The sequence below is a fragment of the Actinophytocola oryzae genome (genome assembly GCF_004364325.1).
Lineage (GTDB): Bacteria > Actinomycetota > Actinomycetes > Mycobacteriales > Pseudonocardiaceae > Actinophytocola > Actinophytocola oryzae.
The window spans coordinates 92569-104515 of record NZ_SOCP01000024.1 but is presented as its reverse complement, the minus strand read 5'-3'; the positions used below and the strand labels follow the sequence as shown (position 1 = coordinate 104515).

The 11947-nt window shown below is 72.8% G+C and carries 10 protein-coding genes; 6 read left to right on the top strand and 4 right to left on the bottom strand.

Annotated features, from left to right (window positions below; genetic code table 11):
* Positions 1 to 18 precede the first annotated feature (18 nt).
* Together eccD and eccB are read left to right on the top strand one after the other, a co-directional pair.
* Complete coding sequence (gene eccD / locus CLV71_RS41890) at positions 19 to 1401, top strand: type VII secretion integral membrane protein EccD (RefSeq protein ID WP_133908521.1); 1383 nt, start codon at positions 19 to 21, stop codon at positions 1399 to 1401.
* A gap of 1 nt (position 1402) precedes the next feature.
* A complete protein-coding gene (eccB, locus tag CLV71_RS41885; protein ID WP_133908520.1) occupies positions 1403 to 2812 on the top strand; it encodes a type VII secretion protein EccB in 1410 nt (469 codons plus the stop codon).
* A 50-nt stretch (positions 2813 to 2862) separates the two neighbouring features.
* On the opposite strand, the gene CLV71_RS41880 is transcribed toward eccB, so the two are convergent.
* The 3 genes from CLV71_RS41880 to eccCa are packed head-to-tail and all read right to left on the bottom strand — an operon-like array spanning position 2863 to position 8949.
* Entirely contained in the window at positions 2863 to 4491 is a 1629-nt protein-coding gene (locus tag CLV71_RS41880; protein ID WP_133908519.1) for a hypothetical protein, read from the bottom strand.
* A 9-nt stretch (positions 4492 to 4500) separates the two neighbouring features.
* Entirely contained in the window at positions 4501 to 4938 is a 438-nt protein-coding gene (locus CLV71_RS41875) for a hypothetical protein (protein WP_133908518.1), read from the bottom strand.
* Between the two features lie 33 nt (positions 4939 to 4971).
* Entirely contained in the window at positions 4972 to 8949 is a 3978-nt protein-coding gene (gene eccCa, locus CLV71_RS41870) for a type VII secretion protein EccCa (RefSeq protein WP_133908517.1), read from the bottom strand.
* Positions 8950 to 9129: 180 nt separating this feature from the next.
* On the opposite strand from eccCa, the gene CLV71_RS41865 reads away from it, so the two are divergent.
* Positions 9130 to 9438 carry a hypothetical protein gene (locus CLV71_RS41865; RefSeq protein WP_133908516.1) on the top strand — a complete coding sequence of 103 codons (309 nt, stop codon included), beginning with the start codon at positions 9130 to 9132 and terminating at the stop codon, positions 9436 to 9438.
* A 17-nt stretch (positions 9439 to 9455) separates the two neighbouring features.
* Positions 9456 to 9755, top strand: coding sequence for a hypothetical protein (locus CLV71_RS41860; protein ID WP_133908515.1), 300 nt, complete (start codon positions 9456 to 9458; stop codon positions 9753 to 9755).
* 50 nt (positions 9756 to 9805) lie between these two features.
* On the opposite strand, the gene mycP is transcribed toward CLV71_RS41860, so the two are convergent.
* Positions 9806 to 11077, bottom strand: coding sequence for a type VII secretion-associated serine protease mycosin (gene mycP / locus CLV71_RS41855; protein WP_133908514.1), 1272 nt, complete (start codon positions 11075 to 11077; stop codon positions 9806 to 9808).
* A 124-nt stretch (positions 11078 to 11201) separates the two neighbouring features.
* Between mycP and CLV71_RS41850 the strand changes: the two genes are divergently transcribed.
* Positions 11202 to 11588, top strand: coding sequence for a YbaB/EbfC family nucleoid-associated protein (locus tag CLV71_RS41850; protein ID WP_166664476.1), 387 nt, complete (start codon positions 11202 to 11204; stop codon positions 11586 to 11588).
* Positions 11585 to 11938, top strand: coding sequence for a hypothetical protein (locus CLV71_RS41845; protein ID WP_133908512.1), 354 nt, complete (start codon positions 11585 to 11587; stop codon positions 11936 to 11938). Before CLV71_RS41850 ends, CLV71_RS41845 begins: the two co-directional genes overlap by 4 nt.
* The last annotated feature ends 9 nt before the right edge of the window (positions 11939 to 11947 follow it).

Here is an 11947-nt window from a genome sequence, read left to right as displayed (position 1 = left end):
GACGTCAGGAACTCGACCATGAACACCACTGGCCTCGTCAGGGTGACCGTCGCGGCGCCCGCGCGACGGATCGACCTCGCACTTCCGGAGCGTGCTCCCCTCGCCGAGCTGCTGCCCGGGCTACTCAGGCACGCCGGGGAGGACCTCGCCGACCTGGGTGCCCTCGCCGGCGGCTGGGTGCTGCGTCGCGCGGACGGCGCCACACTGGACTCCGCTCGCACGCTCGCCGCCCAGCGCGTCCGGGACGGCGAGGTCCTGCACCTCACCCACGCCCACACCGACTGGCCCGAGCTGGAGTACGACGACCTCGTCGACGCCATCGCCACGGGGTCCGCCCGCACCGGCGGCGCCTGGGGGCCGAAGCACACGCGTGCCACCGGGCTCGCCGTCGGGGCGCTCGGGGTCGTGCTGGCGCTCGGCGCCGTCGCCCGGTCCGGACCGCCGTGGAGCGGGCCCGCTTGGTGGTCCATCGGCGTCGCGTCCCTGTTGCTGGCCACGGCTTTGCTCCTCGCGCGGGCCGCGGGCGACACCGGTGCCGGGGCCATGGCCGCGGCCGTCGCCCTGCCGTTCGCCTTCGCCGGGGGCGGGCTCGCCTTCGCCGGTGACCGGGCGCTCGACGCGCTCGGTGCGCCGCAGCTGCTCGGGGCCGGTGCGGGGCTACTGCTCGCCGCCATGGTGGCGTTGCTGGGCGTCGTCGACCGGGCCGCGTTGTTCGTCGGCGCGGCAACGGTCGGAGTGCTCACCGTGGTCGGCGGCTGGCTCGCGACCCTCGACTCGCTCGAGGGCTACGAGGCAGGCGCGCTCATCGCGGGCGTCGGGCTCGCGTTCTCCCCCGTGCTGGCACCCCTGTCGATCCGGCTGTCGCGGGTGCCGATGCCCGTCCTGCCCAAGGCCGCTGCCGACCTGCTCAGGGACGACCCCCAGCCGGCCAGGGCCGCCGTCTACGCGGCGGTGATGCGGGCCGACGGGCTGCTCACCGGCATGGTCGGCGGCCTCGCCACCGTCGTGGTCCCCTGCGAAGTACTGCTGATCACCAGCGGTAGCGAGGCGGGCCTCATCCTCGTGATGATCCTGACCGTCGGCTTCCTGTTACGGGCCAGGCTTTACCCGATCGTGCGGCAGCGGGTGCCACTGCTGGTCGCCGGTCTGGCCGGGGGTGTCTGCCTGGGTCTCGGGCCGCTCATGTCCGACCGGGACGACCTCCTGGCGATGGCGGGCCCCGTGCTGCTGCTCGCCGGCATCGTGGCCGCGCTGCTGGGTGTCCTGCACAGCACCCGCGAGCCCAGCCCCTACTTCGGCCGCTACGCCGAGATCCTGGAGATGCTGCTCGTGCTCGCCATCGTGCCCGTGACGTGTTCGGTGCTCGGCCTGTACGGCTACGTGCGCGGGCTGGGCGGCTGACATGGCCTCCAAGCGCGACCAGCTCCACGCCTACCAGTTCCTGGTCCAGCGGGTCATCTCCGCGCTGGTCACCAGGGAGACCGACCCAGAGCAGCCGCCCTTCCGCAAGCCGGTGAGCGCCGCGTTCGGCGGTATCGCCATCGCCGTGATCGCGCTGGCCGCGGTCGGCGTGTACGGGGTGCTCAACCCGGGCGGCAACCAGGCGTGGGCGGACGGCAAGAAGGTCATCGTCGAGGAGGAGACCGGCACGCGCTACGTCTACCTGGACGGGCGGCTGCACCCGGTCGAGAACTACACCTCCGCGCTGCTCGCGCTCGACGACCACGCGGCCACCGTCAGCGTGTCGCGGGACTCGCTGTCCGGTGTGCCGCGTGGCCCCCGGATCGGCATCCCGGACGCCCCGGACGCCCTGCCCGCGCAGGACGGCCTGCTCCGGGACGGGTGGACGATGTGCTCGCAGCCCGCGCCGGACCTGACGGGCACGGTCGTGCCGACGTCCGTGCTGATGGTCGGGCAGCCGACGCACGGCGGCATGGCGATGGGGAACCGGGCCGTGCTCGCGGACGTGCCGGAGACCGGGGAGCGCTACCTGCTGCTGCGTGGCTACCGGCACCTGGTCAGCAAGCCGGACGGACTCGCGGTCGGGCTCGCGTTGCGGGCGACGCCCGCGGTGCGGGTGAGCCCCGCGGTCATCGAGTCCATCCCGGCGGGCCGGCCGATCGCGCCGATCCCCGTGGCGGGGATGGGGCAGCCCGCGCAGGTCGTGCGCCCGGACGTCCGGGCCGGACAGCTCTTCGCCGTGTCCACGTCCGAGGGCGTCCAGTACTACCTCGCGGAGGTCGGGCAGCTGCTGCCGATCACCGAGCTGCAGTACGACATCCAGCGCGCCTACCAGGCGACGGCCGCGGCGTACCCGAACGCGGAGCCGAAGGCCCTGCCGATGGGGTTGATCGAGGCGAGTGGGGCGCCGCAACCGTCGGCCGGGCCGGAGAAACCGGGTGACCCGCCCGCCGAACGGCCCGAGTTCGTGCGTGCCGACGACGGGGCCACCGTGTGCCTGACGTTCACGCCGAGGGCCGCGGAGCCGACCATGACGCTCTCGCCCGTGATGCCCGAGGTGGACCCCATGGCGGCGACACCCAGGCGCACCGCACAGGGCGCGGTGCTCGCGGACCGGGTCCTGGTGCCGCCGGGACGGGCCGCGGTCGTGGAGGCCGCGCCGTCGCCGGACACCCCGAGGGGGACCTACCTCGTCGTGACCGACCAGGGCATGGCCTACCCGCTCGCCTCGGTCGACGTGCTGAAGGTCCTCGGCTACGACGGCATCACGCCGGTTCGCATGCCCGCCGGGCTGGTGGCGCGCATCCCGACGGGCTCGGGACTCAGCCACGAGGCCGCGCTGCAGAGGTAGACCACGACGAAGGGCCCCGAGACTTCTCGGGGCCCGTTTCGTGCGTGCTGTCAGTGCGCCCTGCGGACCACCCGCTCGTCGGCGACGGGCTTCTGTTCCACCTGCCAGAGATCCTCGTCGATGAGCTGGACGGTGGTGGGCACGTCGGACTCGGCCACCTGCCGCCGACCTCGGCCCGCGAACGCGCCCATGTCCGGCTGGCCCGCCTTGCCGCTCAACATGACCGGCAGGCCGGGGGTGACGACCTCCCTGCGGCGGTTCTTGTTGTTGCCGCCCTGCCGGGACGTCGGGCCGGCACCCGGGCCGCCACCCGCACCGGCCCCACCCATGCCCATCGGCGGCATCATCGGCGGCATGCCGCCGCCGGCGGAGCCCGCCGAGCCGCCGCCTGCCGTCGAGGCCAGTGACGGTGTCACCGGTGCCGCGCCGCTCGGGCCGGTACCGGCAGGTGCCTGGAACGGGGTCCCGGCGGCGGGGATCGTGCTGCCACCGCCGCCGAGGCTCACGCCCGGCAGCTTGGCGCCACCACCGCCGACCGGGCCGAGGCCGCCGATGCCGCCGCCGCCCGGGCGGCCGTTGCCGAGACCACCCACGGGACCGAGACCACCGAGACCACCGACCGGACCGAGACCACCGAGACCACCGATGGGGCCGCCGCCCGGGCCGCCTCCGGGACCGCCGCCACCCCCGATCGGGCCGACGGGTGGGATCGGCGGGATCGTCCCGACCCCGCCGGTGCCACCGGGCAGGCCGGCCACGCCGACCGGGGTCGGCGGGACGACCGGTGCGCTGCCGAGACCACCGCTCAGCTCCGGGTTCGCCCCGCCGCCTGCCGCGCCGACGGGACCGAGGCCTGCCGCGTCGAACCCGGCCGTGTCGGCACCACCGCCACCACCGGCCAGACGCGCGGCGGCGCCGGTCGGGTCGACGGGCTGACCGGTCGCCGGGTCGATCGGCAGGCCCGTCGCGGGATCGATCGGGAGGCCCGTCGCCGGGTCGATGGGCAGGCCGGTCGCGGGGTCGATCCCCGCGTTCGCGGCGCCGAGGTCGGCGGTGACCGCGGGAGTGCCCGTCGGTGCCCCGCCGGTCAGGCCGCCGCCACCCCCTCCGCCGCCGCCACCCACACGCGGGTTACCGCCGTCCTGGGCGAGCGCGGTGTTCAGGCCCTCGTAGTTGCCGCCGCTGGTCGCCTGGTCCACCGCGGTGCCGGCCTGTGTGTACAGCTCGGCGATCTGGTTCATCAGAAGGCCGCTCGGCCTGCGGTACTGGGCCTCGGCCTCGTCCCTGCTCATGCCGGGCCCGGTCGGGTTCAGACCGAGCTGGCCCCAGTACTGGTCGAACAGCGCCTTGTTGGCCTGTGCGGTGGAGAGCGCGTTCGGGATGAGGCTCGCGATCCTGTCGAGCGTGACGTTCGGCTTGGCGTCGGTGATGTTCTGCGCCCAGGTGTCGACGACCCGCCTTGTGTTGCGGGCGTGCTCGACGAAGCCGGTGCCTGCCTCGTCCGTCCAGGCCGGTTCGAGGTTGTCGGTCTCCTGCCCGAGAATCCTGCCGCTCTCGTCCAGCTCGGCGCCCGCCATCTGCCACATCGCGCTCTTGGCCGAGAGAAGGCGGATGTTGAGCGACTCCTGGGTGAGCATCGGGACCTGCTGGTCGAGGGACATCTCTGTGTAATTGGGCATGGTGTCCCTCTACCGGTAGATGTTCTGGGTGATGTCGTTGATGCGGGCCGAGGCGGCATCATCGGACGCGAGGTAGCTGTGGCCCGCGTTGCGCGCCGTGTTGGTGTACGCGTCGTACCCGATGTTGGTGTCACCGAAGAACTTGGTCAGCCGTGTCATGGCGTCGCGGTCCTTGGCGACGAAGGCGATGCCTTCTTCCATGCCCGGTTGGAGGTCCGCTTCGGCGTCCATCGCCATCAGACCCGGGCCCCTGATGTCGGTGCCCTCCATCACGCCGGGGATCCCGTGGATCCTCTCGCCGTCCGCGGGAACTCCCGGGTCCGCGCCCGGCTCCGAACCGGGCGCCGGGGGGCCTGGAGACGGTGACGGCTCCGCGGGTGGCTCCGACGGCTCGGACGACGATGGCGGTGTGGCCGACGGCATCGGTATCGGTGTCGGTGGTGCCATTTTCCCTCCTCAGTAGACCGGACTCACTGCGTCTCACTCGGTCGGTGGCAGCCACGCGAGCTGCACGAGCTGCGGATCGCCACGGCGGGTGACGAGCTTCGCCCGTCCAGGCGGCAGTGCCTCCGCCTTGTGGCCGCCGATGAGCTGACCCTCGTTCTTGTCGCCGGACATCAGCAGGCCGATGGCGCCGACATCGCGCAGCCGGGTGAGGAACTGCTCGAACAACGCGCGGCCCGCGCCACCCATGCGCCGGGTGACGACCACGTGCAGCCCGATGTCCCTGCCCTGCGCGAGGAACTCGGCGAGCGGCAGCAGCGGGTTGGCGGCGGACGTCGTCACCAGGTCGTAGTCGTCGACCAGCACGTACAGCTCCGGTCCGGTCCACCAGCTCCGGCCACGCAGCTGCTCCGGCGTGACCTCCGGGCCGGGCAGCCTGCCCCGGACGCCCTGGGCCGTCGCGGCGACGAGCTTGGTGGTCGACGCGTTGTCGGTGCCGTACCCGAGCAGGTACTCCGCGGGCACCTCGCCGAGCAGGCTCCTGCGGTGGTCGACGAGCAGGATCCGCGCCTGTGCCGGGGTGTGGGTGTCCACGATCCGCCGCACGAGCGCCCGGATGAACGTGGTCTTGCCGGACTCGGCGTCGCCGAGCGCCAGCACGTGCGCGTCCGCGTCCAGGTTGAGCCGCACCGGCGCGAGGTCGGACTCGGCGATGCCGACCGACAGCCTGCGGGTGGTGGGGTCGTCCGGGGGCAGCGTCTCGTAGGGGAGGTGGCCGGGCAGCATCCGGACCTGTGGTGCGGGTCCCCCGCGCCACGCGCCTCGGACCGCCTCGACGAGCTGCGCCACGCCCGCGGCGAGGTCGTCGACGGTGGACCGCCCGTCGACGCGGGGCAGCGCGGTGAGTGCCTGGTGCTTGGAGGGGGCGAGTCCCCGCCCCGGTGCGTTCTCCGGCACCCGCAGCGCGCCGGTGCGGTCGATCATCGTGTCGATCGGGTCGCCGAGCCGCAGCTCGACGCGGCTGCCGAGCAGGTCCCGGACCTGGGGGCGCAGGTCGAACCAGCGTGCGCACGACGCGATCACGTGGACGCCGTAGGCGAGGCCGCGCATCGCGATGCTGCCGACGATCTCCTCCTGGTCCTCGAAGTCCTTGCGCAGCGTCAGCCAGCCGTCGACCACCAGGAACACGTCGCCGTGCGGGTCGTCCACCCCGCCCTGCTCGCGCAGCGCCCGGTAGGCGGGCATGCCGTCCACGTCGAGCTCGGCGAACCGCCGCTCCCGCTCCGCGAGCACCGTGGCCACCTCGGCGATGGTCCTGCGTACCGCGCCCGCGTTCTGCCGTCCGGCCACGCCGCCGACGTGCGGCAGGTCGCGCAGTGAGGCGAGTGCGCCGCCACCGAAGTCGAGACAGTAGAACTGCACCTCGCGCGGGGTGTTGGTCAGTGCGAGGCTCGTGATCATCGCCCGCAGCGCGGTGCTCTTGCCCGACTGCGGGCCGCCGACGACGACACCGTGGCCCGCCGCGCCGGACAGGTCCAGCACGAGCTGGTCGCGGCGCTGGTCGAGCGGCCGGTCCACGACGCCGAACACGGCACGCAGCGCGCCGTTGTGCTCCGACTCGGCGGGCCGCAACCCGCGGACCGGGTCGGCCACCAGGTCGCCGAGCACCTGGTCCACGGTCGGCGGTACGGAAAGCGGCGGCAGCCACACCTGGTGTGCGGGCACACCCCGGCCGGCGATCCGCTCGACGAGGATGTCCAGCAGGCTCTCGCCGATCGCGTCGTCGTCGACCGCGTCGGCGTCGGCGTCGTCTTCTTCCTCGGCGACCGCGGGCGCCACGTAGGTGGTCGAGTACACGTTGAGCCCCAACGGTTCCGGCCCGCTCACCTGCGTGTCGTGCGGCTGGTCGGCACGGTGCACACCGGACACGTACGCGGACCGGAACCGCGCCATCGGCTCGTCGCCGTACCGCAGGAAGCCGTGTCCAGGGGCGCGGGGAAGGGAGAACGCGTCGGACACGCCCAGCACCGTGCGGGAGTCCATGTCGGAGAAGGTCCGCAGGCCGATCCGGTAGGACAGGTGCGTGTCCAACCCGCGCAGCCGCCCCTCCTCGAGTCGTTGGCTGGCGAGGAGGAGGTGCACGCCGAGCGACCGGCCGACGCGTCCTATCTGGACGAAGTTGTCGATGAAGTCCGGGCGGGCGGAGAGCAGCTCGGAGAACTCGTCGACCACGACGAACAGCGTCGGCACCTCGGGCAGCGGGGCACCCGCCGCGCGGGCCTTCTCGTAGTCGCGCAGCGAGGCGAAGTTGCCCGCCGCGCGCAGCAGCTCCTGGCGGCGGATCAGCTCGCCGTTGATGGCGTCGGCCATGCGGTCGACCAGTGGCAGCTCGTCGACGAGGTTCGTGATCACGGCGCTGGTGTGCGGGAGGCGGTCCAGCCGGGTGAACGTGGCGCCGCCCTTGAAGTCGATGAGCGCGAAGTTCAGCGAGTTCGGCGGGTGCGTGATGGCGAGTGCGAGCACGAGGGTGCGCAGCAGCTCGCTCTTGCCGGACCCCGTGGCGCCGATCAGCAGGCCGTGGGGACCCATGCCGTCCTGTGCGGACTCCTTGAGGTCCAGCTCGATGGGGGTGCCGTCCGGCCGGATGCCGAACAGCACGCGCAGCCGGTCGCGGTTGGGGCGCGGCACCCACGTGTCGAGCGGGTCGAACGCGTACGGGTCGCCGAGGTCGAGCAGCTCCTCGAGGCCCAGCTCGGCCGTGAGCGGCTGCTCACCGCGTGCGCCCTCGGTGAGCCGCAGCGGCGCGAGCTGGCGGGCGAGTGCCTCCGCGCTGGCCGTCGGCAGCGTGTCGGCGCGGCCGAGGTCGATCTCGCCGTCGGCGGTGGAGCTGGTGAGCGTGCCGTCGCCCGCCACGTGCAGCACGACCGCCGACCGGTCGGGTGCGCGCGGCGGCGGGGTCGTGAGGTCGACGACCGTGGCGCCCTCGACGCCGTTCCCCGCCATCAGGTGGTCCGAGCCCGCGGTCTCGCCGCCGTCGAGCACCACGACCAGGTGCGGGCCGCCGACGCGGGTGACGCCGTCCTCCGGGTCGAACCTCGGGCGGTCGCCGAGCAGGTCCTCCAGCACCGCCTCGAGCATGGTGATCGTCGGGGCGACGAGCCGCAGCGGACCGAGCGCGTCGGAGCGTTCCGGGTGCAGCGCGTGCGGCAGCCACTTCAGCCACTCCCACTCACCGCGCCGCTCGGGGCTGACGCACACGGCGATGCGCAGGTCGTCGGGGGACTGCAGCGTCGCGAGCTGGCACAACATCGCACGCACGAGCCCGTCGACGCGGTCGCCGCCACGCAGGTACACGCGGCTGAACCCGTTGACCGCCATCGCGAGCGGCAGGTCGGGCACCGACGAGTAGGTGGTGATGAACCGCCGCAACGCCAGCGCCGACAACGGTTCCAGCTGCTCCATCGGCTTGGTGTCCGGCGCGATCAGCTCCGTGGCAAGGGTCTGGGCGCCGACGCCGATGCGTGCGACGCCGAAGTCCGGGTCACCGCGCCGCCGCTCCCACAGCCGGAAGCTCGCGGCGACCGACCACAGTACCGTCGGGTCCGGGTGCAGGTACCACAGCGCCTCGCGCTGCCGTCGTGCCGTGCGGCCGACCCGAACCCGGTGCTGGGCGAGGGAACGCAGGTACATCCTGCGGGCGTAACCCATCTCCCGCTTGCTCGGGCCGCCGCCCTGCATGAGCGCGGCGCCGACCATCAGCAGCATGGCGACGCCGAACATGCCGAACACGACGAAGCGGATCGTCACGAACGCGCCGCCGTTGCCGCCGAAACCCGTGCTGAACAGCAGGATCATCGCGCCCATCATGAGGACCATCGGCAGCACCATGAGCACCTGCTGCCACTGCCTGCCCGCCGGCGGCGGGATCTCCGGCGGCGGGTCGAGGACCAGCTCGCCCGCGGGCATCTCCGGCGCGGGTCTGCGCAGCGGACGTCGCACGACCACGGTCCCCACGGCGACCTCCTCAGGGCGGATTCGTACGCGTCCGATCCTGACCGGCGGTCCCGGCGCGGTGTTCGCCGTGGCAGGAAGGTGCCGGAGCCGGTCTCCGGGTCGCGCGCGCGACCTAGCGTGCTGGCAGGTCGTCGCTGTCCGGGACGACACAGGCACAGGTGCACTTGTGAGGGAGTGAGCATGGCCTTCGACAACATCCACGTCGAACAGACCGCGATGACGACGGCTGTCAGCCGGTCCGCCGACGTCCAGACGTCGATCATGGACTACGAGAAGCAGATGACCGGCATCGCGGACATGGTGAAGGCGGTGTGGGGCGGTCGCGCCAAGCTGGCGTTCGACCAGAAGCACCAGGAGATCTCCGGCTACATCGGCGTCAACGCCCAGGACGCGGGCAGCATCTCGGAGGGCACGAACACGGCCCACAACGTCAGCATCCAGGCCGACGACGACGCGTACACGCTCATCAACGCCATCAACGGCCACTGACCGAGGGAGCCGACCACGTGAACCCCGATGCGATCTCAGTCAAGTTCGAGCACCTGCAGGACCTGCGGCAGGCCATCCTCACCGCGCAGAACAGCCTGGCGACCAACCGAGGCGACTGGATGAGCTTCACCACCAACACCATGGCCATGGGTTGGGCCGACGAGGCCGGTGACGCCAACCAGTTCCGCAACGCGGACTTCAGCAAGTACGGCGAGGAGAACGAGCTCTTCCTGCAGAACCTGATGCAGGCCGTCGAGAACGCCGAGCAGGAGCTGCGTGGCGCGGTGCAGCGGGCACGCACCGCCATCCAGGCGTGACGTGCGCCGGAAACGGCCCCGGGACCGGTGTCCCGGGGCCGTTTCCGTGTCTAGGGCGTTCTTCCCCCGGTGGGGAACAGGAAGACCTGGTCCGGTGTCTCCACGCGACCCGGGGTGTCGGGCAGGGCCGGGCGACGGGCGGCGGCCCAGCGCCTGCGACGGGCCCTCGGCAGCGCGACCGCCAGGATCGCCGCGCCGACGATCGCCACGACCACCATGCCCGCGCCGATCTTCGCGCCTGCACCCATGTCCGCCCACCACGCCGACTCGCGCAGCGCCGAGGTGTCCGGCGGCTTCGGTGACACCCCCGGCTCGGCGAGCGGCTCACGGTCGGTCAGGCGCTCGGTGACCGCCCGGTACGGGTCGACGAGGCCCGCGCCGTACTCGAGGCTGTTCCGGCCGCCCGGCGCCGGGTCCGCGGTCGCGATCAGCCGCGCGGCGACCTCCGGTGCGGACAGCCGGGGGTAGGCGGCCCTGACCAGCGCGGCGATCCCGGAGACGAACGGAGCCGCGAAGCTCGTGCCTGCCCAGTAGTGGTGGCCCGCGACCCGCGACGCGGCGAGCACGTCCTGGCCGGGCGCCACCAGGTCCACGTACGGGCCGACCTGCGAGCCCTGCGCGCGGAGGCCGTCGATGTCGACCGAGCCGACACCGAGCACCCCGTCGTAGGAGGCGGGGAAGGACGGCACGGCGCCCTGGTCGTCCCGGTTGCCGACCGCCGCGACCAGCAGCGCGTCCTTCGACCGCGCGTACGCGACGGCGTCGCGGATGGCGGGGAAGTCCCCGTACCCGGACAGGGACAGGTTGATCACCGAGGCACCGCTGTCCGCGGCGTAGCGGATGCCGTCGGCGACGATGCCGGGGTTGATCGGGGTGGCGTTGCCGGTGTCGTTCAGCTCGCGGTCGGTGATGCGCACGGGCAGGATGCGCGCGTCCGGTGCGACACCCCGGAAGCCGACGCCCTGCTGTGCCGACGCGGCGATGATCGAGGCGACGGCGGTGCCGTGCGACACGCAGTCGAAGTTGCCTGGCAGGTCGCCGACGAGGAAGAAGTCCGCGCCGGGCAGCACCTTTCCCCGGAGCTGCGGGTGGTCGGCGTCCACTCCGGAGTCGACGACGGCGACCGTGACGCCCGCGCCGGTGCTGTGCGGCCACGTGCGGTCCAGATCGAGGAGCTGCTGTGCCCACGGCAGCTGGGTGACGACGTCCCGCGCGGACTCGGGGTCGCCACGGCACGCGCCCTCCGGCGGTGCGGCAGCGGCCGGGACCACCGGCAGGCACAGCGTGGCCACGACCACGAGCGCCGCGAGAACCCCTCTCATGCCAGTGGATACTCCGGTGCCCCACCGCGCGGGACGTCGCCGTGGCCGGAACCGGTCAGGCGGCGGGCGCCGGGAGCGTGGCGGGTCATCCTGGATCTCCGACGCGACACCGGGGAGGTCCGACGTGGAGAGATCGACCACAGAGCTGACCGGCCGTTTCGCCGAGTACCAACGCCTCGCCGAACAGGTCATGGCGATCCGCGACGGCATCGACGACATCCGCGGCACCGGCTACTCCGACGACGGGCTCGTCACCGCCGTGGTCGGCGGGCGCGGCCGGCTGCTGGAGCTGGAGATCGACCCCCGGATCTACCGCGAGCGCAACGCCACCGAGCTGGCGGCCAAGGTCGTCGCGGCGGTGCGTGAGGCGGCGGCGGAGGCGGAGAAGGCGGCGACCACGATCGCCGAGAAGACACTGCCGCAGACCAGGGGCGGCGAGGACGTCGACCCGGTGTTCGACCCGGTCATGCGGCTGCTCGGTGACGCCCAGAAGCTGGAGGGCCGCTCGTGAACCCACCACCAGGGCACGGTGAGGACGTCGGCATCGACATCGACGGCTCCGGCATCGACATGTACCCGGCGCCCGCCGCGCGGATGATGAGCGAGATCGAGACGGTCTCGTCCGACGCGCGCACGGAGTGGAACTCGTTCAACCCGAGGATCCTCGACCTGGAGAGCAGGCTCGGCAACGGCCCGCTCGGCAGGCCGGTGGCGGCGCAGTACAACCCGACCGCCGCACAGATCCGCACCTACATCCACACGATGCTGAACCGGCTGAACAAGGTGTCGGAGGCCGGCACCAAGGCCCCGCCGCTCTACACCGACACGGACATGCGAGCCGGCCAAGAGTTCGAGTTCTGAGGCCGGTCC